The organism is Bittarella massiliensis (ex Durand et al. 2017), assembly GCF_009876955.1.
In the GTDB taxonomy this organism is placed as follows: domain Bacteria; phylum Bacillota; class Clostridia; order Oscillospirales; family Ruminococcaceae; genus Bittarella; species Bittarella massiliensis.
Genome location: NZ_WWVY01000009.1, coordinates 195,348 through 221,752, shown reverse-complemented (window position 1 = coordinate 221,752; position 26,405 = coordinate 195,348). Strand labels below are relative to the sequence as shown.

The following is a 26,405-nucleotide window of genomic DNA, read 5'->3' as shown; positions in this document are numbered from 1 at the left end:
AAACTCCAAGGCGGCAGCCATGTGCCCCGCCCAAGGGCCCTTTCAGCACAGGGGCCCCTCTCTGGGTGGGGAGGCGCACAGCCTTCCTCTTCAGCGTCTTTCACAAAGATGATTGTACACGCACCGGCCGCTGTTTGTCAAGGAAAAGGCGGCTTTTTCAGGCCATTTTCCCCGCCCGCCCAGACCGGAGGCCCAAAATCGGTAAAAAGCCCCTCTTTTTTGGCGCCCGCTCTGGAAAAATGGGGTCAAATCGCGTATACTGGCTCTGTTTGGAAAAGCTAGAGAGAAAGGACGTGACCGGAGATGAAAATCGACTGGAAAGAGGAGGGGAAGAAGGTCCCCTTCATCGTGGCGGGGAACGCCATCCTGGCCCTGGGGGTGGTGGCCTTTATCGTGCCCGGGGGGCTGATTTCCGGCGGGGCCACCGGTCTGGCCCTGCTCATCAGCCACCTGCTGCCGGTGGACATCTCGTTGGCGCTCTCGGCCCTCAACTTCGTCCTCTTTTTCGTGGGGGCGGCCTTTTTGGGGCGGCGCTTTGCCCTGTCCACCCTCCTCTCCTCGGTGCTCTACCCGCTGTTTGTCAAGCTGTTTCAGTCTGTCCCCGCCCTGACCACCTTCACCGACAACATCCTCTTGCAGACGGTGTACAGCGGGCTGCTGGTGGGGCTGGGGGTCGGCCTGGTGCTGCGGGTGGGCTCCTCCACCGGGGGGATGGACATCCCGCCGGTGATCCTCCACGAAAAGGTGGGGCTGCCCCTGGCAGGGCTGATGTACGGCTTTGACACGGTGATCCTGCTCTGCCAAATCGGCTATTCCAGCGCCGAGCAGGTGCTCTTCGGGGTGCTGGAAGTCCTCATCAGCGCCCTGGTGATGAGCCGGGTGCTGCTGCTGGGCAAGAGCCAGACCCAGGCCATGATCATCAGCCCCAAGTACCAGGAGATCAGCCAGGCCATTCAGGAACAGCTGGAGCGGGGCACCACCCTGCTGGCGGCCACCACCGGCTACCTGCTGGCCAACCAGCAGGTGGTGATGGCGGTGGTCTCCAACCGGGAACTGGCCCGGCTCAAATCGGTGGTGACCGCCATCGACCCCCAGGCCTTCATGGTGCTCAGCGAGGTGGGGGAGGTGCGGGGGCGCGGCTTCTCCTTTGAGCAGGAGCGCCGTCGCCGCCCCGGACAGATCCGATAAAAAAAGGAAGAGGCCCCCGGACGGCAGCGCTGTCCGGGGGCCCTCTCTTTTGCCTGTCGGGGACACTCACTCGACGGTGACCTCCAGGGAGTGGAGGAGGTTGACGGCCTCGGGGAAGGAGAAGCGAGCCCCCTTCATCCGGCTGGTGAGAACGTCGACCTCGTACCCCGTCGCCTCGCGGAAATCCGCCCTCCGCAGGTCGCACTTGAAAAACTCGGTCCCCTCCAACCGGCAACCGAAAAAGCGGCTCTCGAAGAGGTCGCACTCGCCGAAGGTGGAGCGCAGGAGGGCGCAGCTGGAAAAGTCAAACCGGCGCAGGCTCATCCCGGTGAAGGTGTTGTACCTGAGCTGGCAGTCCTCCAGGCTGCTGACCGGCTCGGCAAAGCGGCCGCTGGGCAGCAGTTCGCCCCAGTTGACCCCCACCAGGGAGGAGGCGGCCCAGTCGGTGCCGCGGAGTTCCGACCCCTCGCTGCGCAGGTTGGTCACCCGGCACCCCTCGAACCGGCAGCCGGAGAAGGTGCAGCCCAGCAGCCGGCAGTTTTCGGCGGCGCAGTCGCGAAAGGTGCAGTCGGCAAAGGTGCACCCCGCAAGGGTCTCCCCCTCCAGCCGCACCCCCTCGAAAAGGCGGTCTTCAAAAGAGCTGTTTTCCACCATTTTGCAATCCCTCCCTGCCCCCTCTCCGCCCACGGGGCGAGGAGGGGATATGAGGGGATTATAGCACATCCCGCCCGGCGGGACAACGGGGCTGACGAGGGCGGCCGGGCACACCTTTTTCCCCACCTTCTCGTAGACTGGCGGAGGCCGCGCGGACGGCCAAACACTGCTGTGAGAGGAAGGAATGCCATGCAAAACTGCAAAAGCGACCCGGCGCAGGCCGGGCTGAAGCGCTGTCTGGGGCTGCGGGAGACCATTACCCTGACGGTGGGAACGGTGATCGGGGTGGGGCTGTTCACCGTGGGGGCCAACGTGGTGGGGATGCTGGGGCCCGCCACCATCCTCGCCACCCTGGCGGCCATGTTGGTGAGCATCTACCCCGCCCTGCTCTACGCCGAGATGGGGGCCGCCCTCCCCTTTTCCGGGGGTACATATCAATACGCGTCGCTGGGGTTGGGGCGGCCCTTTGGGATGCTGGCGGGGTGGAATTTCATCATCTCCATGGTGTCGGTGGCCAGCGGCGAGGCCCTGGCCTTCAGCTTCTACCTGCGCACCCTGCTGGGGGCCCTGGGGATCGAGCTGCCCCTCTCGGACCGGTGGGTGGCCTGCATCACCCTAGTGGTCTTTTTGCTGCTGGCCGTGCGGGGGGTGGAGATGACCGGGCGGCTGCAAAACGGGTTCCTCTTTTTCTTCTGGGAGGTGGCGGCGGTCTGGGTGCTCTCCCTTCTGCCCTCCCTGACCGGCGGTGGGCCGGTGGCGGTGCCCGACCCGTCCAGCCTGACCCCCAGCGGCTTTCTGGGGTGCGTCTGTCTCATCTGGTGGTGTTTTGCCGGGTTTGAGACCTGCTGCGCCATGGGGGAGGAGATCCGCTACCCCCAGAAAAACCTGCCCCGGGCCCTCTTCCTGGCCCCGTTTTTGGTCTTTGCGGTCAACGGGCTGTTCCAGTGGGCGCTGGTGGCCCTGGTGCCGGGGGACGCCCTGGGGCAGCTGGCCACGGCGGCCGCCCCCTATGCCGAGGGGATGCGCCTGGCCGGGGTGGTGGGCTTCCCCCTGGTGCTCCTCTGCGCGGGGATCGCCTTTGGGGGCGACTTCTCCACCCTCAACGCCGGAGTGTCGGCCCCGGCGCGCTACCTCTACACCATGGCCAGGGACGGGGCGGCCCCCGCCGTCTTCGGCAGGCTGCACCCCCGCTGGCACACCCCTGCCGCGGCCGTGGCCGTCATCGGGGGGCTGATGGTTTTGCTGGTGGGCACCGGCTCCATCGCCTACATCGCCTCCCTCTCCCTCTTCGCGACCCTCTTTTACTACGTCATCGGCATCGCCGCGGCCTGTGGGCTGCGGCTGCACAAGCCCGACTTGACCCGGCCCTACCGGGCCCCCCTGCTCTGGGTGGGGGCGCCGGTGAGCATCCTCATCTACCTGGTGATGATGACCCAGCTGGACCCCTTCGCCGCCCTGGCGGGGGCGGCCTGGTCGGCCCTGGGGCTGCTGCTCTACGCCCTCTGCCGCCGGGGAAAGCGGGGGGCGGAGATCGCGCTGCCCCCCCTGCCCCCACCGCCGGGACCGGAGGAGAGCCGAAAGATGGACCGCTCCTTCCGCCGCTGGGCCTGGGTGGTGGCGGCCGCCGCCCTGTTGGTCTTGGGGCTCAATCTGGCCCTGTTGGCCCGCTGAGACCCCGGCGGGGCGCATGAACCGCTCCCCCTTCGCATAGGAATGAAAAAATACAGGAATTTTGGGGGGGAATCAAAATGGAGGGACGGCGGCTGACGGAGGGGAGCGCCTTTGGGACACTGGTGCGGTTCTCGCTCCCCTTTTTGCTGGCAAACATCCTGCAGGCCTGCTACGGGGCCTCGGACCTGTTCATGGTGGGGCGGTTTTCCGACTCGGTGGGGGTCTGCGCGGTGGCCACCGGCGGACAGGTGATGCAGACCATCACCGGCCTCTCCATCGGCCTGACCGCCGGGGGGACGGTGCTCATCGGCCAGTACTACGGCGCCCGGCGGGGGCGGGAGGTGGCCAGCGCGGTCAAGACCATCTTCTGGGTGTTCGGGCTGCTCTCCCTGGCCCTCTGCGCCGCCACCCTGCTCCTCCTCGACCCCATCTGCAACTTGATGCAGGTGCCCGCCGAGGCCCTGGCCACCACCCGGCAGTACCTCTTTCTCTGCGCCCTGGGCATCCCCTTCATTGTGGGGTACAATGCCGTCAGCGGCATCCTGCGGGGGCTGGGGGACTCCCGCACCCCGCTGCTGCTCATCGCCCTGGCCTGTGTCATCAACGTCTCCACCGACGTGCTCTTTGTGGGGGTGATGCGCCAGGGGGCGGCCGGGGCCGCGGTCTCGACCGTCCTCGCCCAGGTGGTGAGCCTGGTGCTGGCCCTGTTCTACCTGGCCGGGCGGGGGCTGGTGCGCAAGTACCGGGGCGGCGCGCCCTGCTTCAAGCTGGTGGCGGCCAAACAGGTGCTGGCCACCGGGGCCCCCATCGCCCTGCAGGAGGGACTGGTCAACCTCTCCTTCCTCATCATCACCGCCATCCTCAACGGGCTGGGGCTGGTGGCGGCGGCCGCCGTGGGGGTGGTGGAGAAGCTGATTGCCTTCTCCATGCTGCCCACCACCGCCTTTGCCGCCGCCCTCTCGGCCATGACCGCCCAGCACCGGGGCGCGGGGATGATGGGGCGGGCCAAGCGCTGCCTCAAGATGGCCATCGCCCTCTCGCTGGTGTTCGGGGCGGGCTGTTTTCTGGCCGCCCAGTTACAGGCCCCGGCCCTGGTGGGGCTCTTCACCGGCGACCCCCGGGTGGTGGCGGCGGGGAGCGGCTACCTGCGGGCATACAGCGCCGACTGCATGGCCGTCTGCTTCGTCTTCTGCATGAACGCCTTTTTGAGCGGGGGCGGGCACCCAGTCTTCCCCCTGGTGCACAGCCTGCTCTCCACCTTTCTGGTGCGCATCCCCCTCTCCTTCTTCTTCTCCCGCAGCGGCGGGGGGACCCTCACGCCGGTGGGCTTTGCCGCCCCCCTGGCCACCCTCTTCTCCCTGCTGCTCTGCCTGTGGTACATGAAAAAGGTCGGGTCTAGCGGTTTGGAAGGAGGGTCTGCAGCCGCACCAAGTCACGGATAAAGGACTGGTTGGTGTGGGGTCCCGCCAGGGCCTCCACCGCCCGCTGGAGCCGAAGGGCCTTCGCCCTTCGGCTCCTATTCTGTTTGGCGTAGGCGGCGAAGTGGGGCAGGGACCGCTCCACCCGGCTGCGGTAGAGGGCGGGGGCGGCCGGGGCGGCGGAGAGGGTGGCGATCAGGGTCTGCAACGCCGGCAGGTCCCGGTAGAGGGGGGCCAGCTTTCTGCCCAGACGAGACTGCTCGAGGGAGAGGAGGGTGATGTCGAAGATGAGGAAGGTGAGCATGGCCTCCAACAGGGGCGGCACCGCCCCCTCGGCCACCCCGTGCAGGGCGGCGGGGCTGCCCAGCAGGGCCGCCGCCAGCAGGTTGCCCGAGAGTTTGAAGCCGGTGGCCAGCAGGCAGAGCAGTCCCATCCCGAAATAGAGGGCGGGCCGGTTGCGCAGGAGCAGGTGCAAAAAGAGCACCCAGAGCAAAAAGAGGAGGTAGCGGCAGGCGTAGGTCAGGTTGTCGGGGAGCTGGGCCACCCGCTGGCAGTACTCCGCCAACCCGGCAAGACCGGTCCCCTCCCCCCGCAGGTATTCGAGGTAGGGCTGGTTTTGGCAGAGGAGGTAGGCCATCTCCTCCGCCCGCTGGGCGTACTGGCGGCAGAGTTCGGCCTGGGATACCGGCGGCGCAAGCCCCAGGGGGGAAAGCAGGTCCAGGGGCACCCCGAAGCGCGCCTGGCTCTCCTCGCTGAAATAGGGGTTTTGCTCAAACTCTCCCCCGCTGGCGTAGAGGGCCAGCAGCCGGGGGCTGCTCTCCACCCGGCGGGCCAGGGCCGGGCCGGCCCAGCCCGAGAGGGCCAGGGCCAGCCAGAAGGCCAGGGCCGCCGCCAGCGCCTTTCCCAACCGCTTCATCCCCATCTCTCCCCTCCCGCGCCGCCGGACATGGCGCTTTTTAGTAGAGTATGGGGCGAACGGGAGCAAAATAGTCCCCTTTTCACAGACCGCATCCCGCCGCAAAAAAGGGCCCCCGCACCGGAACACACCGGTGCGGGGGCCCTTTTTCCGTCTCTTTGGCGGCCCCTCAGCGGCCGATGGCGGCGAGAATCTCCTCCCGGCGGGAGAGGTCGCAGGCCCGCACCTGCCGGCGCACCGCCAGCACCCGGCCCGGGGAGACCGAGAGCTCGTCGACCCCCAGGGCCAAAAAGGTCTCGGTGAGGGAGAGATCGGCCCCCAGCTCCCCGCAGACGCCCACCCAGATGCCCGCCTGGTGGGCGCTCTCCACCACCCGGCAGATCAGCCGCAGGATGGCCTTGTGGTGGGGGTCGTAGAGGGACTCCAACTGGGCGTTCTGCCGGTCGATGGCCAGGGTGTACTGGGTGAGGTCGTTGGTGCCGATGCTGAAAAAGTCGACCTCCTGCGCCAACTCGTCGGCGATCAGGGCGGCGGCCGGGGTCTCGATCATGATGCCCAGGGGGATCCCCTCGTCGAATTTGACGCCCTGTTCCCGCAGCTCGGCCTTGAGGCCGTCGAGGAGGGTCTTGACCCGGCGCACCTCCTCCACCGAGATGACCATGGGGACCATGATGGCCAGGTTGCCGAAGGCGGAGGCGCAGAGGATGGCCCGCAGCTGGGTCTTGAACATCTCCTCCCGGTCGAGGCAGAGGCGGATGGCCCGGTACCCCAGGGCGGGGTTTTCCTCTTTGGGGAGCTGGAAGTAGCCGATCTGCTTGTCGGCGCCGATGTCCAGGGTGCGGATGATGACCCGCCGCCCGGCGAGGATCTCGCCCGCGGCCTTGTAGGCGGCAAACTGCTCCCCCTCGGTGGGGTAATCGCTGTTTTCCAGGTAGAGGAACTCGCTGCGAAAGAGCCCCACCCCGCCGGCGTCGCTCTGCAGGGCCAGCCCCACGTCGGCAACGCTGCCCACGTTGGCAAACACGTCGATGTGCCGGCCGTCCTTGGTGACGTTTTCCTGCCCCCGCAGGGATTGCAGCAGCGCCTCGGCCTCCTCGTCCTCCCGCTGCTTTTGGCGCAGGGCGGCCAGGGTCTGCTCGTCGGGGTCCACCACCAGCTCGCCGGCGGCGCCGTCCACCGCGCAGAGGACCCCGTCGTAGCGGCGGTCGAGCCCCGCCCCCAGGCCGATGACGGCGGGGATCTGCATGGTCCGGGCGAGGATGGCGGTGTGGGAGTTGGAGGAGCCCTCGGCGGTGGCGAAGGCCAGCACCTTCCCCTTGTCCAACTGCACCGTCTCGCTGGGGGTCAGGTCCCCGGCGGCGACGATGACCGGCTCCTCCCCGCCGATGAGGGCGTCGCCCTGGCCGGCGAGCACCCGCAGCAGCCGGTCGGAGACGTCCTTCACGTCGGCGGCCCGGGCGCGCATGTACTCGTCGTCCATCTCGGAAAACATCTGGGAGAAGTTCTCCCCGGTGGCGGCCACGGCGTACTCGGCGTTGACCTTTTGGCGCTGGATGATGTCGGCGATGGACTCGCGGTAATCCAGGTCCTCGAGCATCATCTGGTGGATCTCAAAAATTTGGGCGCCCGACTCCCCCACCTCGCCCACGGCTCGGTCGCGCAGCGCGCCCAACTGCTGGGCCGCCGTCTGGGCCGCCGCCTCAAACCGGGCGAGCTCGGCCGCTGCGTCCGCGACATGGCGGCGCTCCACCTGTTGGCGCCGGTTTTCGTAAAAGTGGAGCCGCCCGATGGCGACGCCGCCCGAGACGCCCTTTCCTTTGATGCGAATCACAGAGACCGCCCCTTTCCCGCGCCGGGGTGACCGGCGCGCCTCAATCCGTCAAATCGTTCATTGTAAATCACGAGTCCCCTTTGGCGGGGACGACCTCTACCTGCACCGAATCGGAGACCTCCCTGCCGTCAGCCTCGACAATCACCGTCACCGTTGCCTCGCCGACAGAGAGGGCTTTCAGCTTTCCGTCGCCCAGCGAGGCGAGAATCTCCGCCCCTTCGATCCTCCAGCCGACGGTCGGACTGAAGGTGGACTCGATGTCGACGGTGAGCTGCCGCACCTCGCCCACCTCCATCACCAATTTGGCCTGGGCGATGTACACCGACAGCTGGGGCTCTTCGGCAGCTTTGTTTGGCCCTTTACACCCTGTCAGCGAAAGGGTGAGCAGCGCAAGAAAAAGAAACAGCGCCCTTTGGTATCTGTACACCGTGGATCCCCGTCCTCTCTAAAAATCCTTTCGCGCCCCTGTCCCTAGAGATTTTCTGCCAAAAAGGCCTCCAGGGCCTTTGCCGCCTCGCCCTCGTCCTCGCCGTCGCAGGAGACGGTGATGGTCTCGCCCTGTTTGGCGGCCAGGCTCATGACGGCGAAGATGCGCTTGGCGTCGGCGGTCTTCTCCCCCTTTTGCAGGGTGATGGCGCAGGGGAACCCGGCCGCCTGTTTGACCAGCAGGCCCGCGGGGCGGGCGTGGATGCCGGACGCGTCGGTGATGGTGTAGGTGAATGTGATCACGATCGATTCCTCCTTGTTTGGATGGTGGATGGTCGTCGGGGGGTCAGTCCTCCCCGACAGGTTTCTTTAACAGGGCCAGCAGGAGCGTGCTCACCGCCGAGCCGATGGCCAGGGCCAGCAGGTACATGGGCCAGTTGTGCACCACCGGGATGACGAAGATGCCGCCGTGGGGGGCCGGCAGGGTGCAGCCGAAGAACATGCTCAGGCCGCCCGCCACCGCCGAGCCGATGGCGCAGGCGGGGATGACCCGCAGCGGGTCGGCCGCCGCAAAGGGAATGGCCCCCTCGGTGATGAAGGAGAGCCCCATGATATAGTTGGTGAGGCCGGACTGGCGCTCTTTGGCAGTGAAGCGGTTTTTAAAGAAAGTGGAGCAGAGGGCGATGGCCAGAGGGGGCACCATGCCGCCGATCATCACCGCCGCCATCGGCCCGGAGGAGATGGAAGCGCCGCCGGCCGTCAGCAGGGAGGCGGTGCCGAAGACATAGGCCGCCTTGTTGAAGGGGCCGCCCATGTCGATGGCCATCATGGCGGCCAACACCACCCCCAACAGGATGCCGCTGGCCTCGCCCATGTTGATGAGGCCGTTTGAGATGGCGGCGTTGAGGGCGCTCACCGGCGGGTTGACCACAAAGGTGATGGCAGCGCCGATGCCGAGGATGCCGAAGAGGGGGTAGAGGAGCACCGGCTTGAGCCCCTCCAGCGAGGTGGGGAGTTTGTCGCAGAGCCACTTGAGGAGAAGCACCAGGTAGCCCGCGGCAAAGCCGGCGATCAGCGCCCCCAAGAAGCCCGAGCCCCCGGCGCTGGCCAGGGCGCCGCCCACAAAGCCCACGGCCAGCCCCGGCCGGTCGGCGATGGAGGAGGCGATGTAGCCCGCCAGGATGGGCAGCATGAAGCCGAAGGCCGCCTCTCCCACCGTCTTGAGGAAGTTCGCCAGCTGGGAGTTTTTGCCGAAGTTGGCCGGGTCGGCCCCGGGGGCGAGGAGGGTGTCGGCCAAAAAGGCCAGGGCGATGAGGATGCCGCCGCCGATGACGAAGGGCAGCATGTGGGAGACGCCGTTCATCAGGTGCTTGTAGATGGCGTGGCCCGCCCCCTCCCTGCCCTGGGACCGGGAGGGCTGTTGGCCGCCGCCCCGGGCGCGGTAGAGGGGGGCCTTTTCCTCCAGCACCGCGGCGATGAGTTCGCCCGGCTTGGAGATGCCGTCGGCCACCCTGGTCTGCACCACCCGCTTGCCGTCAAAGCGCTCCATCGCCACCTGGGTGTCGGCGGCGACGATGACCCCCTTGGCCCCGGCGATCTCCTCGGGGGTGAGGACGTTTTTCGCCCCGCCGGAGCCGTTGGTCTCCACCTTGATGGAGACGCCCAGCTCGGCGGCCTTCTGCTCCAGCCCCTCGGCCGCCATATAGGTGTGGGCGATGCCGGTGGGGCAGGCGGTGACCGCCACGATCTGGTAGCCGGCGGCGGGGGCGGGCTGGGGGGTCTCCCCCTCCGCCTTCTCCTCGTCGGCCTCGTCGATGATGCGCAAAAACTCCGCTGGGGTGGGGGCGTCGATCAGCTTTTGGCGGAACCCCTCGTCCATCAGGAGGACCGAGAGGCGGCCCAGCAGGTCCAGGTGGAAGTTCTTGGCCTCCTCCGGGGCGGCGATCATGAAAAACAGGTGGGTGGGCTCCCCGTCGAGGGAGTCGTAGTCCACCCCGTCCCGGGAGACCGCCGCCACCAGGGCCGCCCGCTTGACGGCGGCCACCTTGGCGTGGGGGATGGCCACCCCCTCGCCGATGCCGGTGGTCCCCTCCTCCTCGCGGGCCAGGATCTGGGCCTTATAGGCGGCCTTGTCGGCAAGGACCCCCAGACTGTCCATCCGCTCTACCAGCTCGTCGACGGCCTGGGCCTTGTCGGCGGCCTGAAAGTGCAGCGCGACCCCCTGCTCGCTGAGCAATTCGGTGATTCGCATATCTTCCCTACTCCTCTCTCAAAGGGGGCGACCCCTCTTAAAACGATTCAATCCGCACCTGGGATGCCAGGCGCTCGGCCTCGACCCCGGTGGCCAGGGTCTCGGAGAAGGCGGTGGCGCTGCCCGCGCCGACGGCCAGGGCGAAGGCGCGCCTGACGTCGCCCCCACTTGCCAGCCAGCCGGCCAAAAATCCGGCCACCATCGAGTCCCCCGCCCCCACCGAGCCCTTGACCCGGCCCTGGGGGGCGGCGGCCCGAAAGCGGGCGCCCCCCTCGCTCACCAGGATGGCGCCGTCCCCCGCCATGGAGACGAGGACGTTTTGCGCCCCCCGCCGGTGCAGCTGCTCGGCGCAGGAGGCGATCTCCTCCGCCCCCGCCAGGGGCCTGCCGAAAATCTCGCCCAGCTCGTGGTTGTTGGGCTTGATGAGGAAGGGTCGGTAGGGCAGGGTCTCGCAGAGGAGGTCGCCGGTGGCGTCCACCGCGGCGCGGATCCCCCGGCCCTGAAGCCGCTTGAGAATGTTCTGGTAAATATCGTCCGGCAGGGCGGCGGGGATGCTGCCGGCCAGCACCAGGATGTCGCCCTCCTTTAGCTCGTCGAGGATGGTGTAGAGCCCCTCCAGCGCCTCGGGCCCGATCGGGGGGCCGAGGCCGTTGATCTCGCTCTCCTCCTCCGCCCGGACCTTGACGTTGATGCGGGAGAGGCCCGCGGGCAGGTGAATAAAGCGGGTGGCGCAGCGGCGGGCTTTCAGCCGGCGCTCGATCTCGTCGCCGGTGAAGCCGGAGACAAAGCCCAGGGCGGTGCTGGGGTAGCCCAGGTTTTGCAGCACCATCGAGACGTTGAGCCCCTTGCCCCCGGCGGCGAGGGTCTCGCCTGCCGCCCGGTTGACCCGGCCCAGCTCCAGCTTTTCGAGGGAGAGGGTGTAGTCCAGCGAGGGGTTGAAGGTGACGGTGTAAATCACAGGGTATCTACCTCCCAAACGGTGGTTTTTTCGGCATATCTCCTGTCGCCGAGGCGGGTGGTGACGATGGCGGCATCGCCCAAATCGGCAAAGGTCACCGAGGAGAGCTTGCCGAACTTGCTGGGGTCGGCCAGCACAAAGGCCTCGCCGCAGTGCAGGAGGGCGGTCTCCTTGACCTGGGCCTCCCGCAGATCGGGGGTGGAGAAGCCCCCCTGCAGCCCGACACCGTTGGCCCCAAAAAAGCCCTTGGTGAAGTGGTAGCGGCCCAGGGCGGCCAGCGCCTCGCCGCCGACGATGCCGTCGGTCACGGCCCTCACTTCGCCCCCCAAGAGGACGGTGCGGCAGCCCTTTTGGGCCAGCTTTTGCGCGTGCACCACCCCGTTGGTGACGTAGACGGCCTCCCGCTCCTGCAGGGCGTCCACCAGCATTTCGGTGGTGGTGCCCGCGTCGATGTAGCAGAAGTCGCCCCCGCCGATGAGCCCGGCGGCATAGGCGGCGATCCGCCGCTTCTCCCCGGTGTTTTGCCCGTGGCGGACGCTGACCTCGTCCTCGCCGGCGACATAGCTGTTTTCCAGCGCTGTGGCCCCCCCGTGCACCTTGATGAGTTTGCCCATCCTGTGCAGGGCGGTCAGGTCCCGGCGGACGGTGGATTCCGAACTCCCCAGCAGGGCGGTCAACTCGGCCACCGTGGCGCTGCCCCGCTGGGCCACCCACTGCAAGATCTCCCGGTAGCGATCTTCCGTCAGCATCTCATTCCTCCCCTTCTGTCGGGGCTTCCCCCGCTCTGTGCCTCCATCATATCACCAATATCAATCATATTCAATCATTTTTAATCAAATAATTGTTGTATTCCTGACTGAATATGACTGTTTGATTTTGTGAAATCTGCCCGACCCTCCCCTTTTTCCCCTTCTGTACAGGGGAAATGCCGCCGCAGAGGGGTGACTGATTTTGACCGATCGAGAGCGGATGGTTGGATTTGACCGAATCCGCCAGGGGTGTTTTTTAAAAAGACGCCTGTTGGAACGTTTCCCCTTCCGGGCGGGTTTTATACAGAGAGGGAGAGCGGGCCCCGGCACACTTGGATGCCGGGACCCGCTCTCCCTTTTTGCGCCGGACGGCGCTATTCCTTTTTGGCGAGATAGGCTTTGAGGGCGAGGCCCAAGAAACGGGCGCACCCCTCTTTGCCAAAGTGGCGGTCGGTGCCCTCGATATAGGCGGGGTTTGTCAGGTAGCACTCGGCCAAAAAGGGCCAGTAGCCATCGCCCATGTCGGTGCCGCCGCTGGCGCGATCGCCCATGGCGACCCACTCGGCGACGGCCGCCTGCACCTCGGGCGAAGCGGGGTCTGCCTGCAGATCGCCCAGGATGCGGTGGGCGACGGCGTCCCCCTGGGCGACCAGTTCATCCACCTGGGAGGGCTCGACCGAGGGGCCGTTTTCCAGGTAGTTTTGAAAGGTCTCCCTCATGGCGGCCGCGTATCTCTCCATGCTGCCGTACTGCCGAAGCACCAGCGGGGCGATGTCCCCGCTGTGGGCTTTCAGCTCATCGAGCATCTCGTCGAAGGACGCGACGCTGCCGAAGCGCTCGACGATCTTCTCCAGGTGGGTCTCCTTGAATTCCGCCAACACGCGGAAGTACTCGCTCATGTCAAATTTATCAAAGTCCAACCATGTCTCCCCCTTTGTCAGCCTGTCCAAAAGCTCCAACAAGCCGTTGAGCCGGTCCCGCTTCATCTCGATGAGCTGCCGCTGTTTGGCAAAGGCGGCCGCCCGGTCAAAGGCAGGGTCCGCCAGAATGGCCTGGATCTCCCGCAGGGTGAAGTCCAACTCCTTGAAAAACAGGATCTGCTGCAAGGTCTCCAGCGCGGCCTCGTCGTAGAGGCGGTAGCCCGCCTCGCTGGTGGCGGTCGGTTTGAACAGGCCGATCTCGTCGTAAAATTGCAGGGTGCGCACGCTGACGCCGGTCAGCGAGGCGACCTGTTTGACGGTCATCACAGCTTGTGCTCCCTCCCTTTTTGTCGTGGTGGATGTTCGTTCTGCCGGCAGAGGGGGCGGCGGGGACCGCTGCCCTCTACGACTACTATACCCCCTCACGGTGCGTGAGGGTCAAGGGGGGAAATGGACTTTTTTCAAAAAACTTTAGGCCCTACTGCAGGGCCATCAGTCCCTCGGCCAGTTCCTTGAAGATGGGGGCGGCCACAAAGCTGCCCTCGCCGCCGTTCTCGCAGAAGACCACCACCGTGTAGCGGGGGTTTTCCGCCGGGAAAAAGCTGGAGAAGTAGGCGTTGAGCTGCTCTTCCCCGTCCACAAAGACGCCGGTCTGGGCGGTGGCGGTCTTGCCGGCGATGGAGAGCCCCTCCACCTTGGCGCGGGTGCCGGTGCCGCCCTCCTCGGTCACCTGGAGCATGGCCTCCTTGACGGCTGCGGCGGTTTTCTCTGAAATCACCTGCCGGGCGGCGGACGGCGCCTCGGCCCGCAGCTGACCGTCCTGGTAGGTGCCGCGCAGCAGGGTGGGCTGCCGGTAGACGCCGTTTTGGGCAAAGACGTTGACCATGGCCGCCAACTGCACCGGAGTGGCCAACAGTTTGCCCTGGCCGAAGGAGAAGTTCTCCATGTCCCCCTGCAGCAGCTGCTGGGCGGTGGGCAGATTGCCTGCGGCGGCGGAGAGGCCGTCACAGAAGACTGTCTTTTTGCCAAACCCCATATCCTTGGCCAGGGAGAGGAGGAACTCGTCCCCCATCTGCTGGGAGAGCTGGACGAAATAGCAGTTGCAGGACTTTTCAATGGCCCCGGCCATGTCCAGTTCGCCGTGGCCCTGCAGCTTGTGGCAGCGGTAGACGGTGTCCCCCACCGTCACCTGGCCCTCGCAGGTGAAGCGAGTGTCTGGGGAGATGCCGCTCTCCACGGCGGCGGAGGCGGTGACCAACTTGAAGGTCGAGCCCACGGCGTAGGCCTCAAAGGCCTTGTTGACCAGGGGGGAGTGGGGGGCGTTCAGGCTGGCGGCCACGTTGGCCGGGTTGTAGGCGGGGAAGCTGGCGCAGCCCCGGATCTCGCCCGAGGCGCTGTCGAGAACGACGATGGCCCCCGACTCGATGGAGCGGCCCCCCACCTCCTCGCAGAGGGATTGAACGCGGCTGTCCAGCGTCAGCACCGGGCCGCGGTTGAGGTCGGGGTCGGACTCGCCGGTGATCTCCCCCGAGAGGAGAGGGGAGCCGGTGGCGTCCACTCCAAAGGAGAGGGAGCGCTCGCCGCCCAGCTCCTCCAACTGGCTGTTGAGGGCCTTTTGCAGCCCCACCACCCCGCCGCTTTCGTCGGTGTAGCCGATGATGTGAGGGGCCAACTGCCCCTCCCCCACCGGCTTTTGGTAGCGCACGGTGTAGCCGCCGGAAAAGTTGAGGGGTCCGGTGAGGCGGACCGAAAAGATTTTCCCCTTGGCCGCCATCTCCAGGGCGTAGTCCCGGTCGTCGGGGACAATTTTTTGCAGGATGGATTTGACCTGACCGAAGTTTTTGGTCACCACCAGCTTGTACCCGGTCTCGGCGTTGGTGAGCCGCTGCAGGTTGCAGTCGAAGATGGTCCCCCGGTTCTGGGAGATGACCACCCGCCGGGTGGACTGGCTGCGGGCGGCCGAGACGATCTCCTCGTCCCGGCCGAGGGCGTAGATGCGCACCCCCAGCAGCACCGACACGGCCGCCAGCACCAGGGCCACCACCCGGGTGCGCTTTTGCAGTTTGGTTCGCTTTTCCCTCACACGGCGCATAAAAAGACCGCCTCCCCTGTTTTTTCCTTAGTATGGGCGGCGGGGCGGGGGGATAAACCCGAAAGCACATCTCCATTTTTCTGTGACAAAAGCACGGGAGGACCAATTTTTTGCACCATTTCACCAGTGGACTGAAGTGTTTGCCCAAATCACTCGCGAAAATTGCTCTTTATCGACGGGCTGATCTGCGCTATTGTAGACTTGTACACCGAGAGGAAAGGAGCGGTCTTGCAATGGCGTTTACAATCAGGGCAATTGGGTACAAAGGGGCCGACATCGGCCTGACCACCCGCTTCCCCGCCGCCCTCTACGACCGGCTCTGCGCCCTCAAAAAGCGCACCGGCGTCTCCCTCAACTTCCTTCTCCTGCAGGCCGTCGAATACGCCCTGGACGACCTGCCGGAGGAGGACCCGCCGCACCCGCCGTGACGGGCCAAAAAAGCCGCCCTACAAAGGGCGGCTTTTTTCTGCCTGCGGCCGTTCAGCCGTCGGCGTGCTTGAGGAATTCGAGGAAGGCAAAGACGATGGAGATCACGGTGAGGACGGCGACGATCAATTCGGACATGTTGTTGGCGTACTCGGCCTGCCCGGGGGACACCGCTCCCAACACCAAAAAGTAAACGCACCAGATGAGCCCCAGCGCCAGCCCGAGAAAGGTGAGGTATTTGGCCACCCGGGCCGCCCGGGCCAGCGCCTTTCGGGCCTGCGTCACCTGCTGCTGGGAATACCCTTTCTTGCGGCAGATGGCCTTGATCGCCCCTCCCAAAAAGCCCAGCACGACCCCGGCCGATACGGCGAGGCAGAACTGATAGAAGATGCCCATCCCCATTCCCCCTTCTCCCCGCCGGTCACACCGGCTTTTTTCGATTGTAGCCCCTGCCCGGGCAAATGTCAAATAGCGGGCAAAAGCGGACCGGCATCTGGCTACTGGCCGCCAGACACCGGTCCGCTTTGGAAAGAGGGGGCTTTCAAAAGGAAGGGGGCAAGCCGTTAGGCCTTGACCTCGTTTTTCATGGTGTTGATGACATCCTGCTCCAGGCCGAAGGCGCTTTTTACCTTGATGGAGCCGCTGGTGATGCCCTCTTTGCACTGGGCGATGTAGTCCTGCACCTCTTTGGAGGTGTTTTGCTTGTAGAAGTCGTTTTCAGAGAGGCCGATGGCCCCCCGGGCAATGCCCCAGGTCTCGTTGGTGCCGTACATCTCGGTCTCGCCGTTCATGGTCATCTTGGTCAGGTCGTAGATGGCCACGTCGTTGCGCTTTTGCATGGAGACCAGGATCAGGTCGGCGATCTCGGGCTTGCTCTCGATGAAGAAGTTGCGCTGGTCGGCGTCCACGCCGATGCCCCAGGTGCCCTCTTTGGTGCTCAGGGCCTCAAAGACACCCAGCCCGGCGCCGCCGGCCACCTGGTGGATGATGTTGGCGCCGTTCTGCTCGATCTGCAGCAGGGCCAGCTCTTTGGCTTTGGGGGCGTTGGAGAAGTCGCCCACAAAGGAGATGGCGACCTTGCCGCTGGGGTTGGCGTGCTTGCTGCCCTCGATATAGCCCACCAAAAAGTCGTTGATGACCGTGTCCTCCCGGCCGCCCACCCAGCCGATGACCCCGTTTTTGGACATCTTTTGGGCCAGGGCCGCCGCCAGGAAGTCGCCCTCGTTCTGGGCATAGGTGATGCAGTAGACGTTGGGGTGCTCGGGCACCTTGCTGGGATCGACGTCAAAGGCCACAAACTTGACGTCGGGGAACTCGGCGGCGTGCTTCTGCACGTACTCCAACCGCTCGCTGCCGGAGAGGAACACCAGGTCGTAGTTCTCGGCCGCGTCGAGGATGCTGGGCTCGATCTTCGCCTTGTCGGTGCCGTACTCAATGGTCTTGTAGGTCAGGCCAAACTCCTTGCCCGCCTTCACCAGTCCCTCGTTGGCGATGTCGGACATGGACTTGTCGCCCAGGTTGGCGGTGACGTAGCAGATGCTCTCGATGTGCTTTTGCTGGCTGGAGCTCTCGTTCCCCGCCTCTTTCTTCTCCCCGCAGCCGGTCATGGTCAACCCCGCGAGAACGCTCAGCGCCAACAGCGACGCCATCCATTTTTTCATGGTTTTCATATCCTCCCCATCTGTTTTTTGACCGTTTCCAGGCGCTGTCGGCGCCCAGTCAACTTGTATCTAAAACATAACATCAAGACAACAAGCTGTCAACATGGGGACTTCATTTTCCCCCTTCTGCCAAAAGAGCGGACCTTTTCTTTGTACATTTGTACTAAGTATATGACAAGTTATCGAAGTCTCGGGGAGGGCAAGGCGGGCCGCCGCACAGAAAAAGGGCCCGGCAGATGCCGGACCCGCTGTCCATTCGCTATTGCCGGCGGCCGTTCTCCCCCCGCAGCTGCAGCCGCTGGATGTGGGGCATCACCACCCGCAGGGTGGAGCCGGTGACCACCCCCATCACCACCCCGGAAATCAACAGCACCGGCAGGTAGTAGAAGGCGACGGTGGTTTTGAGGAGGAGGACCGACATCCCGATTTGACCCAGATTGTGGCCGATGGAACCGGTCATGGCCAGGGTCAGAAAATCCACCTTGCGGCCCTTCTTGGCGGCGCGGGAGAAGAGGACCACCCCCTCCATGGCCAGCACCGAGACCAGGCTGCCCGCCAAACTCATGCAGGCGGAGATGGCCCCCCGCATCAAAAAGGCCGAGAGCCCCTTGAGGGCGGTGAGGGTGAGGGCGCTGCGAAAGTCGAGACAGAGCAGGCTGTACATCACCACGATGTTGGCCAGCCCCAGTTTGACCCCGGGGGGCATGGCGGGCAGCGGCGGGATGAGCCCCTCCAAAAAGGAGAGGACCAGGGAGACGGCAAAGAGGAGCCCCAACAGGGCGATCCGCCTGGTTTTCTGGTGCATGGTGCCGCTCCTTTCCCCCGGGCGCTACGCGTCGGCCAGGTGGTAGTTTTCGTCGGTGAGGACAAAGTCGTCCCTGATGTTGTCCGAGAGGTAGACCGCGCCGGTGGCGTCGACGGCGAGGAGGGAGAACTCCTCCCGGTCCAGGTTTTCCTTGATGCCGTCCAGCCCCTCCACAAAGAGGGCGGTGGACATGGCGTCGGCCAGGGCCCCGTCCTGGGAGATGACCGTCACCGACAGCAGGTCGGACTGGGCGGGCCAGCCGGTGGCGGGGTCGAAGATGTGGTGATAGCGCCGGCCGTCCACCTCGAAATACCGCTCGTAGGCGCCGGAGGTGGAGATCACCATCCCGTCGGCGTGGAGGGTGCCCAGGAGCTCGGTCCGGTCCTTGACCGGGGCGGACACTCCGATGTCAAAGGGCTTCCCCCCCGGCTGGTGGCCGACGGTGTAGACGTTCCCCCCGATGGAGAGGACCGCCGACTCGACCCCCTGCTGCCGGTAGACCTGACCGGCCACCGCACAGGCATACCCCTTGGCGATGGCCCCCAGATCCAGCTTCTGCCCCGGGCGGCGGAGCATCACCGTCCCCCGCTCCTCGTCCAGGAGGATGTCGCGGTAGTCCACCAGGGCCAGGGCCTGGTCGATCTCGCCCTGGGCGGGGACGCGGGGATTTTTTCCAGTGATGTCCCAGAGGAGGGAGAGGGGGGCCACGGTGATGTCAAAGGCGCCGCCGCTCTCCTCGGAGAGGGCCTTGGCCCGGGCGATGAGGGTGAACACCTCGGCGTCCACCTCCACCGGCGCGACCCCCGCGTTTCGGTTGATGGCCTCGACCTGGGAGCTGTCTTTATAGAGGGAATAGACCGACTCGAATTGGCGCAGCCGCTCGACCACGGCGGCGACCGCCTCTTCCCTGTGGGGGCCGTACACCGTCTGGCTGACAAAGGTGTTCATCAAAAAGTTGGTGCTGGAGGAGGAGGCCCGCCGCTCCTCGTACCAGCGGCCAAAGAGGAGGAGGGCCAGCAGCAGGGCGGCGACCGCCGTGGCCACCGGCCAGCGCCTTGTCCGCTTTTTCGCAATTTCCACAAAACCCCTCCCCTTCTCTGGCCAAACTGCCCATTCGCTATCCGATTTCTCTATTGTAATTGCCCCAAACTGCGGTGTCAACACTCCCCCGCAAAAGGACTGTCGAATCTGTACAAAAAAGGGGAGATTTGAGCCGTATTTCCCGATTGACAAATTGGATATAATAGGGTATATTAATAGTCAGCCCGGGAATGATGAATGGTGAGGTGCGCCTTTTGTCACAGCTTTCCGGTCTGTGTCCGTCCTCACGCCAGCGTCCGGGGACGGCGCGTACCAGATGAGTGTCTTTGCGCTGGAGAAAAGGAGAATAATATGAAGAAAGTGTTGTCCATTGCGATGGTCGCCATTCTCGCCCTCTCCGTTTTTGTTGGTTGCGGCAAATCCGCCTACAAAGACGGCACCTACAAGGCCCAGTACAGTGCCGCTGACGAGCACGGCTGGACCGAGTATGTAGAGGTCACCGTCAAAGACGGCAAGGTCACCGCCTGCACCGCCGACGCCTTGAACGCCGCCGGGGAGAAGAAGTCCGCGAGCGCCGAGTACCGCGCCTCCATGGAGCCGGTCAACGGCAACTACCCCGAGAAGTTCTACAAGGACATCGCCACCCAGTACGTGGAGAAGCAGTCCGCCGAGAAGATGGCCGCTGTTGCCGGCGCCACCAACTCCTCCAACTCCATCAAGGTGCTGCTGGTCGAGCTGGAGAAGAGCATGAAAGAGGGCAAGACCGACACCGTCACCGTCACCGCTGCCTAAGTGCCGCTTTAACAGGCCAAAACAGAGCTTGCAAAATGGGAGATGCTACAAACAGTAGCATCTCCCATTTTTTTGTGCCGATCCGGCGCCGACCCCGCCGCCCGCAGAGGGGCGAGGCGGCGTGTGAAGGGCCTTGCTCTTTACAGGGGGCTGTTGGCGGCCACAAAGTCGATGAGCCGGCCCGCCGATTCCCGCCGCAGGGGGAACACCCGCCCGAAGTAGGGAAAGTAAAGGAGCAGCGACCAGTAGACCTCGTAGCCGCCCAGATCAAACTCCTCCTCTGTTGGGAAGTAGCCCCCGCAGCCGTTGGTGTACCCGCCGAAGTAGAGATATTCGCTCCCCACCTGGGCGGCGGCGCGCAGGGCGAACTCGCACATCACCTCGTTGGGCACCCCGCAGAGACAGCCCTCTCCCAGCAGAAAATACTGCACCTCCACCTCCTCCACCTGCCGGCGGACACCGGCGTCGAGAAGGCGGCGCACCTCGGCCAGCCAGGCCGTGCCGTCCATGTTGCAAAAGCGCCGCGCCTCGTCAGCGATTTCCAGCGCCCGCTCGTAGCTGGGGACCTGGGCGGTCAGCTCGACGGTGCGGACAAACGCGGCCAGCCGCTCCACCCCCTGCGGGCGGATGCGGTCGATGACCGGCCGGGCGTCCCGGAGGACGGTCTGGGCCATGTCCTCCAGGGCGGTAGCGGAGCGACGGAAGGCCTCTCCCACGGCGTCGGGCGGGGTCTCCTCCGAGCAGAAATAGCGGGGGGCCACGTTGCCCGACGCCCCCTGGGTGACCACCACCGGGCAGCGGTACTGGCGGCCCAGCAGCTCCCTCACCGCGCCGAAGTAATCGGGGCTGATGAGCCAGTTGTCCCCCTTGAGGACGTTGGCGTGGGCGGTCAGCCGCAACAGCAGCAGCCGGAGCTCGCCGGTGGCGGGGTCCGTCACCTTTAAAATGCCCAGCCGGTCGTCCAGTTGGGTGCTGTCCGCGCGGCGGTTGACGCCGATGGCGGTGTGCCCGTTGCCCCACCCCGCACAGACGGGGGCCATCTTCCCGGCCGCCTCGGCGGCGGCTGCCAGCACCCGCTCACAGAGAAGGCGCAGATAGGCGGGTTCCTCGCTGTCGTTGGGCGCGGCGTGGGTGTGGGAAAAGCAGAGCATCACCTTTTCCCGAGAAATGCCCAGCACCTCCCCCAGCCCGTCGCGCAGCGCCCGGGCGTGTTCCAGCCCGAGGCCGATGTGGTCGATGGCGGCCAGACAGCAGCGCTCCTCCCCCAACTGCCAGACGGTGACCTGGGCCGAGAGGGGCTTTCGCACCCCGCGGGAGAGCTGGTCCTCCCGCCCAAAGCCGATGGTGACGACCGGCCCTGCCGGGGTGATGTCGGCCTGGGCGTAGCCCATGCGCAGGGCGGTTTGATTGGTTGTATCCATCATTTGATTTCTCCTTTTTTCACAGGTGGCCGGTGCGAGGGGCCATTCTCCGGTGGACGCTGTTCCCACCCGCCCCGCAAAAGCTCCTTTTTTCGGGATACAGCGGTGTATTTTGCCGGTCTTTTTCGCTCGCCCCACCTCGGCCAACCCCAGTATAGCACGCCCCTCCCCTCTCCGCCAGCACCCCCTCTCCGGGCCCTCCACGCCAAAAAGCGCGCCCCCTGCTTCTCCGCAGAGGGCGCGCTTGCAGATGTCTTTTCAGTTCCCCGCGAGGGCGGGCACCTCTGCCAGGGAGGGCAGCTCACAGGCCAGGTAGACCCCGCCGGTGCCGGGGGTCACCCTGACCCGGAGAAAGGCCTTGCTGCCAGCCAGGGTCTCGGCGTAGGCGCGCCCCTCCTCCATGTCGGCCTCCGGCAAAAAGAAGGTGATGGCCCCGTCGGCACAGCGGATGCGCTCGATCTTCTGCTCCACCGGGATGGCCTTGAGGATGTCGAGAAAGCCCACCGCCACCGCCTGGGGCTGCATCTCGGCGCGCAGGGCCGAGTCCCCCAGGGCGTCGGTGTAGTCAAAAAAGAGCTGCAGGGTGTCCCCCCTGCCAAAGAGCACCTGAATGTAGGGGCGGGGGTCCACCTCGCTCTTCAAAAAGAGGCGGGCGGTGCTCACCAGGTTGCCCAGGGCCGAGCGCTCGACCCGGCCCGCCACCGCCCGGGTGGCGTAATAGGTGGCCTCCATGGCCACAATGCAGGAGGCGACCGCCCCCAGCAGCAGGGCCGCGGTGCGGACCCGGCCCTTTACTGCGCGCTTTCCAGCGTTTCCCATTCTTCCATCAACCCATCCAATTTGGACTGGAGCGCCTCCAGGGCGGCGGTGATGTCCGCCAGCCGCTGGTAGTCGCTCTGCACGTCGGGTTCGGCCAGGGCCGCCTGCTGGGCGGCCATCTCCGCCTCGCAGTCCTCGATGGCCCGCTCCACCCGGGAGAGGGCCTCCCGCCGCTGGGCGGCCCGGCGCCGCTCCTCCTTGGAGCGATAGTTCCCCGCCTCCTGCTTGGGGGTGGGTTTTTTCTCCTGCTCCTGGGCCTGGCCGGCGGCCTCCCTAGCCTCCAACTTGGCGCGGTACGCCTCGAAATTGCCCGGGGTGATCTCCACCCCGCTGCGGGACATCTCGATGATGTAGTCGGCGGTGTCGTTGAGGAGATAGCGGTCGTGGGAGACCATGAGGATGGTCCCCTCATACGCCTTGAGGGCCTTTTGCAGCTCCTCCTTGGCAAAGAGGTCCAGGTGGTTGGAGGGTTCGTCCAGCACCAGGACGTTGGGCCGCTGCAGGCTCAGGTTGGCAAATTTCAGCTTGGCCAGCTCCCCGCCGGAGAGTTCGCCCACCCGCTTTTCGATCTCCTCCCCGGTAAAGGCAAAGGCCGCCAGGTGGGAGCGCAGCTCCAACTCGGTCATGCCGGGGTATTTGTTGTGCAGGGCGTCCAGCACCGTCTCGCCGGGGTGAAAGGGGTTTTGCTCCTGCTCGAAGTAGCCGATCTTCACAAAGCCGCCTGTCTGTATCCTGCCCCGAAGGGTGGGCAGCATTCCCAGCACCTGCTTTAAAAAGGTGGATTTGCCCGCCCCGTTCTCCCCCACGATGCAGGCCTTTTCCCCCCGCTTGACGGTGAAGGAGACATCGTGGATGAGGGCCTTGCCCTCGACGCAGACATCCACCCCCTTGACCGAAAAGACATTTTCAAAGGGGGGCCGGTCAAAGGGGAAGGTGAAGCGGACCACCTCCTTCTCCTCGGTGGGCTTTTCGAGGACCTCCATCTTCTCCAGCGCCTTGCGGCGGGATTTGGCCATCTTGGAGGTGGAGGCCCGCACCAGGTTTTTCTGGATGTAATCCTCGTACTTTTCAATGACCTTCTGCTGCTTTTCGTAGGCGCGGGAGCCGGCGTAGAGCTCCTCCTCCTTGAGCTGCTTGTAGCGGCTGTAGTTGCCCTTGTAGCTCTTGACCCGGTGGCGGGAGACCTCGAGGATCTCGGTGACGGTGGTGTCGAGGAAGTAGCGGTCGTGGGAGACCACCACCACGCAGCCCTTGTAGCCCTTGAGGTAGTTTTCCAGCCAGAGGAGGGTCGTGAAGTCCAGGTGGTTGGTGGGTTCGTCCAGCAGCAGCACCTGGGGACCCAGGAGGAGCAGCTTGGCCAGGGCCAGGCGGGTCTTCTCCCCGCCGGACATCTTGTAGATCTCCTTGGGGAAGTCCTCCTCCCCAAAGCCCATGCCGAAGAGGACGGTGCGGATGCGGTAGTCGATGGTGTAGCCGTCGCCCGCCTCGAATTCGGTGTTCAGGGCGGCGTAGTCGGCGGCCATCCGGGCGTAGTCGGCACCGGCGGGGTCGGCCGCGGCCATCTGCCGCTGGAGCTTCGCCATCTGCTCCTGGCAGAAAAGCAGCCGGGAAAAGACCGAGCGCATCTCCTCGAAGATGGTACGCTCAGCCGAGAGGCCGCTGTTTTGTTTGAGAAAGCCGATGCTGGTGCCCCGGGTGATGAACAGATCGCCCGCGTCGGGGGTCAGCTCCCCGGTGATGAGTTTGAGCAGGGTGGACTTGCCCGCCCCGTTCTGGCCGATGATCCCCACCCGGGAGGTGTCGGTCAGGGTAAAGTTGACCCCCTGCAAGATCGGGAACTGGCCGAAGGAGAGGGAGAGGTCGTTGCACTTGATTTCCATGGTGTCACCTGTTGTGTCGTCGAGAGATTTTCAAAACAGGTCTATCATACCACATCTCCTGCAAAAAAGACAGCGGGGGGAGGGGGGAAACCGCTTTACAAAAAAAGGGGGGTGTTTATACTGGAAAGCAGAGGATCAGGGGGCAAAGAGCGGCCGCGATTTTGCGCCTGCCGCTCCCGCCCAAAAAGGAGGGGCCGCCATGACCGAACAGCTGGCGAGGACCATCGCCGCACTGCAAAAAAACAACATCCAAGCCCAATTCGTGGAGGGCCCGGAGGACCTGGTGGCCCTTCTGCGCCGGGACTACCTGCGGCCCGGCGACACGGTGGCCATGGGCGGCACCATGACCGCCGCCGAGACGGGGGTGGCCGGGCTGCTGGCCTGCGGGGACTACCGCTTTCTCGACCGGACCCGCCCCGGCATCACCCCCGATGAGGCCGGGGAGATGATGCGCCGCGCCTTCTTTGCCGACTGGTATATCACCTCGACCAACGCCGTCACCGAACAGGGCGAGCTCTTCAACGTGGACGGCAACGGCAACCGGGTGGCGGCCATGGCTTTTGGGCCGAAAAAGGTGCTCGTCATCGCCGGGGAGAACAAAATCGTCCCCGACCTGAAGGCGGCGGTGGAGCGGGTCAAGGCGGTGGCCGCGCCGAAAAACTGCGTTCGCCTGGGACTGGCCACCCCCTGTGCGGCCACCGGCCACTGCGGCGAGCGGCGCTGCCGCAGCGAGGGGCGCATCTGCTGCGACTTCTCGGTGCAGTCCTACCAGCGGGACCCCCAGCGCATCCACCTCTTCTTCCTGCCGGGGCGGCTGGGCTACTGATCATTTGAGACGGCAAATAAAGACAGAGACGATAGAGAGAAGGAGCGATTTCCATGATCCCAAACCGCCAACAGGCATACGACATCCTCACCAAGTACACCCACTCCCCCGATTTGGTCAAACACGCCCTCTGCGTGGAGGGGACCATGCGCCACTTCGCCCGCCTCGCGGGGGCGGACGAGGGGCTATGGGGGGTCGTGGGGCTGCTGCACGACGTGGACTACGACCAGTACCCCGAGGAACACTGCAAGAAGGCGGTGGAACTGCTGCAGGCCGAAGGGGTGGACGACAGCGTCATCCACTCGGTCTGCTCCCACGGGTACGGCCTCTGCTGCGACGTCGCGCCCGAGAGCGAGATGGAGAAGACCCTCTACACGGTGGACGAGCTCACCGGCATCATCAACGCCGCGGCCCTGGTGCGCCCCAGCAAGAGCGTGATGGACATGGAGCTCAAGAGCCTGAAAAAGAAGTTCAAGGACAAAAAATTTGCCGCCGGCTGCAACCGGGATGTGATCCGCGGCGGCTGTGAGCTGCTGGGAAAAGAACTGGACTGGGTGATGGCCGAGGCCCTGGAGGGGATGAAGGAAGTGGCCGACCAGGTCGGCCTGGGGATGGCGGAGTGACCGCACCCCCTCTACGGCCACAAAAAAAGGAACGGATCTCTCCGTTCCTTTTTTGCTCACCGGGACAGACTAGTCAAACAGGGTCTTGAGCTTGCTCTTGGGCTGAAAGCCCAGGGTGCGCTTGATCTCCTGCCCGTCCTGAAAGAGGATCAGGGTGGGGACACTCATCACCCCAAAGCGGTTGGCGATGTCGGGCGCCTCGTCGATGTCCAGCTTGTAAAAGTCGGCCTGGCCCTCCATCTCGCCGGCCAGCTCTTCGAGCACCGGGCCCAGCATCTTGCAGGGGCCGCACCAGGTGGCGAAAAAGTCCACCAGCACCGGCTTGCCGCTGCCCTTGACGGCGGTTTCAAAATTGCTTTCATTCAGGTGTTCCAGCGTCATGGTTCGTTTGACCTCCTTGGTTTTCTTCTTTTTATACCAGTTTAGTATAGTTTTGCCCATTTGTCAACCCTATCCTTTCCCTGCTTCGACCGGTTATGCGGAAAAGACCCGTCTCTCCCCCGCCGCCGGTCCCCATTGTCTCTCTTCAACATATACGAAAAGGAGTGGATTTCCATGCGCGTGCGCATCGATGCAGACGCCTGTCCGGTGACCCGGCTGGCCCTTGCCCTCTGCCGGGAGCGGGGGGTGGCCGTCACCCTCTACTGCGACACCGCCCACCAGTTTGCGCCGGGCGAGGGGTGCGAGGTGAAGGTGGTCTCCCAGGGGGCCGACGCCGCCGACTACGCTCTGGTGGGCGACCTGGAGCCGGGGGACATCGCCGTCACCCAGGACTACGGGGTGGCCGCCATGGCCCTGGCCAAACGGGCGCGGGCGCTCAACCAAAACGGGCTGGTCTACACCGACGAAAACCTGGACGGGCTGCTGATGAGCCGCCATCTGGGGAGAAAGGTCCGCCGGGCGGGCGGCCGCACCAAGGGCCCCAAAAAGCGCACTGCCCAGCAGGATGAAGACTTCTGCCGGGCGCTGGAGGGGCTGCTGGATGCCTACCCCTGATAGCGGGGGAGAGAAAAGAGGAAGCGCGGGGGGGCCCCCCC

26 protein-coding genes are annotated in these 26,405 nt (G+C 65.2%); 8 read left to right on the top strand and 18 right to left on the bottom strand.

Annotated features, from left to right (window positions below; all coding sequences use genetic code 11):
- Window positions 1-303: 303 nt before the first annotated feature.
- The gene (locus GT748_RS11300) at window positions 304-1,188 is read left to right on the top strand and encodes a YitT family protein (RefSeq protein ID WP_021658884.1); all 885 of its coding nucleotides are present in this window, start codon (window positions 304-306) and stop codon (window positions 1,186-1,188) included.
- Window positions 1,189-1,254: 66 nt separating this feature from the next.
- Here the strand turns inward: GT748_RS11300 and GT748_RS11295 are convergent, their stop codons facing one another.
- Window positions 1,255-1,842 (bottom strand): pentapeptide repeat-containing protein, encoded by a 588-nt coding sequence (locus GT748_RS11295; RefSeq protein WP_021658883.1) that lies wholly within the window; start codon window positions 1,840-1,842, stop codon window positions 1,255-1,257.
- Window positions 1,843-2,031: 189 nt separating this feature from the next.
- Here GT748_RS11295 and GT748_RS11290 point away from each other — a divergent pair, with 189 nt between their 5' ends.
- Both GT748_RS11290 and GT748_RS11285 read left to right on the top strand, forming a co-directional pair.
- The gene (locus tag GT748_RS11290; RefSeq protein ID WP_161213512.1) at window positions 2,032-3,513 is read left to right on the top strand and encodes an APC family permease; all 1,482 of its coding nucleotides are present in this window, start codon (window positions 2,032-2,034) and stop codon (window positions 3,511-3,513) included.
- Between the two features lie 77 nt (window positions 3,514-3,590).
- Entirely contained in the window at window positions 3,591-4,955 is a 1,365-nt protein-coding gene (locus GT748_RS11285) for an MATE family efflux transporter (RefSeq protein ID WP_021658881.1), read from the top strand.
- Here the strand turns inward: GT748_RS11285 and GT748_RS11280 are convergent.
- The 9 genes from GT748_RS11280 to GT748_RS11240 form a co-directional block, all read right to left on the bottom strand.
- A complete protein-coding gene (locus tag GT748_RS11280) occupies window positions 4,909-5,847 on the bottom strand; it encodes a hypothetical protein (protein WP_044992218.1) in 939 nt (312 codons plus the stop codon). The genes GT748_RS11285 and GT748_RS11280 overlap by 47 nt on opposite strands.
- 169 nt (window positions 5,848-6,016) lie before the next feature.
- Entirely contained in the window at window positions 6,017-7,678 is a 1,662-nt protein-coding gene (ptsP, locus tag GT748_RS11275; protein WP_021661266.1) for a phosphoenolpyruvate--protein phosphotransferase, read from the bottom strand.
- Window positions 7,679-7,745: 67 nt separating this feature from the next.
- On the bottom strand, window positions 7,746-8,000 hold the full coding sequence (locus GT748_RS11270) for an Ig-like domain-containing protein (protein WP_143161557.1): 255 nt from the start codon (window positions 7,998-8,000) through the stop codon (window positions 7,746-7,748).
- A gap of 149 nt (window positions 8,001-8,149) precedes the next feature.
- On the bottom strand, window positions 8,150-8,407 hold the full coding sequence (locus GT748_RS11265; RefSeq protein ID WP_021661264.1) for an HPr family phosphocarrier protein: 258 nt from the start codon (window positions 8,405-8,407) through the stop codon (window positions 8,150-8,152).
- Window positions 8,408-8,450: 43 nt separating this feature from the next.
- On the bottom strand, window positions 8,451-10,355 hold the full coding sequence (locus GT748_RS11260; RefSeq protein WP_021661263.1) for a PTS fructose transporter subunit IIABC: 1,905 nt from the start codon (window positions 10,353-10,355) through the stop codon (window positions 8,451-8,453).
- A 37-nt stretch (window positions 10,356-10,392) separates the two neighbouring features.
- A complete protein-coding gene (pfkB, locus tag GT748_RS11255; protein WP_021661262.1) occupies window positions 10,393-11,313 on the bottom strand; it encodes a 1-phosphofructokinase in 921 nt (306 codons plus the stop codon).
- Window positions 11,310-12,062 carry a DeoR/GlpR family DNA-binding transcription regulator gene (locus tag GT748_RS11250; protein WP_021661261.1) on the bottom strand — a complete coding sequence of 251 codons (753 nt, stop codon included), beginning with the start codon at window positions 12,060-12,062 and terminating at the stop codon, window positions 11,310-11,312. The genes pfkB and GT748_RS11250 overlap by 4 nt, the downstream gene beginning before the upstream one ends.
- A gap of 374 nt (window positions 12,063-12,436) precedes the next feature.
- Window positions 12,437-13,306 carry a MerR family transcriptional regulator gene (locus GT748_RS11245; RefSeq protein WP_021661259.1) on the bottom strand — a complete coding sequence of 290 codons (870 nt, stop codon included), beginning with the start codon at window positions 13,304-13,306 and terminating at the stop codon, window positions 12,437-12,439.
- Window positions 13,307-13,460: 154 nt separating this feature from the next.
- Complete coding sequence (locus GT748_RS11240) at window positions 13,461-15,074, bottom strand: peptidoglycan D,D-transpeptidase FtsI family protein (RefSeq protein ID WP_021661257.1); 1,614 nt, start codon at window positions 15,072-15,074, stop codon at window positions 13,461-13,463.
- Between the two features lie 233 nt (window positions 15,075-15,307).
- On the opposite strand from GT748_RS11240, the gene GT748_RS11235 reads away from it, so the two are divergent.
- Entirely contained in the window at window positions 15,308-15,502 is a 195-nt protein-coding gene (locus GT748_RS11235; protein ID WP_021661256.1) for a hypothetical protein, read from the top strand.
- A 52-nt stretch (window positions 15,503-15,554) separates the two neighbouring features.
- Here GT748_RS11235 and GT748_RS11230 read toward each other — a convergent pair whose 3' ends face one another.
- The 4 genes from GT748_RS11230 to GT748_RS11215 all read right to left on the bottom strand — a co-directional run bounded on the left by GT748_RS11230 (window position 15,555) and on the right by GT748_RS11215 (window position 19,046).
- Entirely contained in the window at window positions 15,555-15,896 is a 342-nt protein-coding gene (locus GT748_RS11230; RefSeq protein WP_044993429.1) for a hypothetical protein, read from the bottom strand.
- 167 nt (window positions 15,897-16,063) lie between these two features.
- On the bottom strand, window positions 16,064-17,161 hold the full coding sequence (locus GT748_RS11225) for a BMP family ABC transporter substrate-binding protein (protein ID WP_044993428.1): 1,098 nt from the start codon (window positions 17,159-17,161) through the stop codon (window positions 16,064-16,066).
- Between the two features lie 259 nt (window positions 17,162-17,420).
- A complete protein-coding gene (locus tag GT748_RS11220) occupies window positions 17,421-17,966 on the bottom strand; it encodes a Gx transporter family protein (RefSeq protein WP_021661253.1) in 546 nt (181 codons plus the stop codon).
- A gap of 24 nt (window positions 17,967-17,990) precedes the next feature.
- Window positions 17,991-19,046: an FAD:protein FMN transferase gene (locus GT748_RS11215; protein WP_052537730.1), complete on the bottom strand. Its 1,056-nt coding sequence runs from the start codon at window positions 19,044-19,046 to the stop codon at window positions 17,991-17,993.
- 312 nt (window positions 19,047-19,358) lie between these two features.
- Here GT748_RS11215 and GT748_RS11210 point away from each other — a divergent pair, with 312 nt between their 5' ends.
- Window positions 19,359-19,799 carry an FMN-binding protein gene (locus tag GT748_RS11210; protein ID WP_021661251.1) on the top strand — a complete coding sequence of 147 codons (441 nt, stop codon included), beginning with the start codon at window positions 19,359-19,361 and terminating at the stop codon, window positions 19,797-19,799.
- Window positions 19,800-19,939: 140 nt separating this feature from the next.
- Here the strand turns inward: GT748_RS11210 and GT748_RS11205 are convergent, their stop codons facing one another.
- The 3 genes from GT748_RS11205 to GT748_RS11195 all read right to left on the bottom strand — a co-directional run bounded on the left by GT748_RS11205 (window position 19,940) and on the right by GT748_RS11195 (window position 23,919).
- On the bottom strand, window positions 19,940-21,223 hold the full coding sequence (locus GT748_RS11205; RefSeq protein WP_021661250.1) for a hypothetical protein: 1,284 nt from the start codon (window positions 21,221-21,223) through the stop codon (window positions 19,940-19,942).
- A gap of 255 nt (window positions 21,224-21,478) precedes the next feature.
- Window positions 21,479-22,039, bottom strand: a complete 561-nt coding sequence (locus GT748_RS11200) for a hypothetical protein (protein WP_021661248.1) — start codon at window positions 22,037-22,039, stop codon at window positions 21,479-21,481.
- Window positions 22,012-23,919: an ABC-F family ATP-binding cassette domain-containing protein gene (locus GT748_RS11195; protein ID WP_021661247.1), complete on the bottom strand. Its 1,908-nt coding sequence runs from the start codon at window positions 23,917-23,919 to the stop codon at window positions 22,012-22,014. The genes GT748_RS11200 and GT748_RS11195 overlap by 28 nt, the downstream gene beginning before the upstream one ends.
- 199 nt (window positions 23,920-24,118) lie before the next feature.
- On the opposite strand from GT748_RS11195, the gene GT748_RS11190 reads away from it, so the two are divergent.
- Together GT748_RS11190 and GT748_RS11185 are read left to right on the top strand one after the other, a co-directional pair.
- Entirely contained in the window at window positions 24,119-24,745 is a 627-nt protein-coding gene (locus tag GT748_RS11190; RefSeq protein ID WP_021661246.1) for a lactate utilization protein, read from the top strand.
- A gap of 53 nt (window positions 24,746-24,798) precedes the next feature.
- On the top strand, window positions 24,799-25,368 hold the full coding sequence (locus tag GT748_RS11185; RefSeq protein ID WP_021661245.1) for an HDIG domain-containing metalloprotein: 570 nt from the start codon (window positions 24,799-24,801) through the stop codon (window positions 25,366-25,368).
- 69 nt (window positions 25,369-25,437) lie between these two features.
- On the opposite strand, the gene trxA is transcribed toward GT748_RS11185, so the two are convergent.
- The gene (trxA, locus tag GT748_RS11180; RefSeq protein WP_021661244.1) at window positions 25,438-25,809 is read right to left on the bottom strand and encodes a thioredoxin; all 372 of its coding nucleotides are present in this window, start codon (window positions 25,807-25,809) and stop codon (window positions 25,438-25,440) included.
- Window positions 25,810-25,923: 114 nt separating this feature from the next.
- On the opposite strand from trxA, the gene GT748_RS11175 reads away from it, so the two are divergent.
- A complete protein-coding gene (locus tag GT748_RS11175; protein WP_044993425.1) occupies window positions 25,924-26,364 on the top strand; it encodes a YaiI/YqxD family protein in 441 nt (146 codons plus the stop codon).
- Window positions 26,365-26,405: the final 41 nt, after the last annotated feature.

Bases quoted from the DNA above. Each gene is read 5' to 3' on its own strand.
- GT748_RS11300 (WP_021658884.1), top strand. From the start codon at position 304: ATGAAAATCGACTGGAAAGAGGAGGGGAAGAAGGTCCCCTTCATCGTG.
- GT748_RS11295 (WP_021658883.1), bottom strand. From the start codon at position 1,842: ATGGTGGAAAACAGCTCTTTTGAAGACCGCCTTTTCGAGGGGGTGCGG.
- GT748_RS11290 (WP_161213512.1), top strand. From the start codon at position 2,032: ATGCAAAACTGCAAAAGCGACCCGGCGCAGGCCGGGCTGAAGCGCTGT.
- GT748_RS11285 (WP_021658881.1), top strand. From the start codon at position 3,591: ATGGAGGGACGGCGGCTGACGGAGGGGAGCGCCTTTGGGACACTGGTG.
- GT748_RS11280 (WP_044992218.1), bottom strand. From the start codon at position 5,847: ATGAAGCGGTTGGGAAAGGCGCTGGCGGCGGCCCTGGCCTTCTGGCTG.
- GT748_RS11260 (WP_021661263.1), bottom strand. From the start codon at position 10,355: ATGCGAATCACCGAATTGCTCAGCGAGCAGGGGGTCGCGCTGCACTTT.
- GT748_RS11250 (WP_021661261.1), bottom strand. From the start codon at position 12,062: ATGCTGACGGAAGATCGCTACCGGGAGATCTTGCAGTGGGTGGCCCAG.
- GT748_RS11245 (WP_021661259.1), bottom strand. From the start codon at position 13,306: ATGACCGTCAAACAGGTCGCCTCGCTGACCGGCGTCAGCGTGCGCACC.
- GT748_RS11240 (WP_021661257.1), bottom strand. From the start codon at position 15,074: ATGCGCCGTGTGAGGGAAAAGCGAACCAAACTGCAAAAGCGCACCCGG.
- GT748_RS11235 (WP_021661256.1), top strand. From the start codon at position 15,308: ATGGCGTTTACAATCAGGGCAATTGGGTACAAAGGGGCCGACATCGGC.
- GT748_RS11230 (WP_044993429.1), bottom strand. From the start codon at position 15,896: ATGGGCATCTTCTATCAGTTCTGCCTCGCCGTATCGGCCGGGGTCGTG.
- GT748_RS11225 (WP_044993428.1), bottom strand. From the start codon at position 17,161: ATGAAAAAATGGATGGCGTCGCTGTTGGCGCTGAGCGTTCTCGCGGGG.
- GT748_RS11220 (WP_021661253.1), bottom strand. From the start codon at position 17,966: ATGCACCAGAAAACCAGGCGGATCGCCCTGTTGGGGCTCCTCTTTGCC.
- GT748_RS11210 (WP_021661251.1), top strand. From the start codon at position 19,359: ATGAAGAAAGTGTTGTCCATTGCGATGGTCGCCATTCTCGCCCTCTCC.
- GT748_RS11205 (WP_021661250.1), bottom strand. From the start codon at position 21,223: ATGATGGATACAACCAATCAAACCGCCCTGCGCATGGGCTACGCCCAG.
- GT748_RS11200 (WP_021661248.1), bottom strand. From the start codon at position 22,039: ATGGGAAACGCTGGAAAGCGCGCAGTAAAGGGCCGGGTCCGCACCGCG.
- GT748_RS11195 (WP_021661247.1), bottom strand. From the start codon at position 23,919: ATGGAAATCAAGTGCAACGACCTCTCCCTCTCCTTCGGCCAGTTCCCG.
- GT748_RS11190 (WP_021661246.1), top strand. From the start codon at position 24,119: ATGACCGAACAGCTGGCGAGGACCATCGCCGCACTGCAAAAAAACAAC.
- GT748_RS11185 (WP_021661245.1), top strand. From the start codon at position 24,799: ATGATCCCAAACCGCCAACAGGCATACGACATCCTCACCAAGTACACC.
- trxA (WP_021661244.1), bottom strand. From the start codon at position 25,809: ATGGGCAAAACTATACTAAACTGGTATAAAAAGAAGAAAACCAAGGAG.
- GT748_RS11175 (WP_044993425.1), top strand. From the start codon at position 25,924: ATGCGCGTGCGCATCGATGCAGACGCCTGTCCGGTGACCCGGCTGGCC.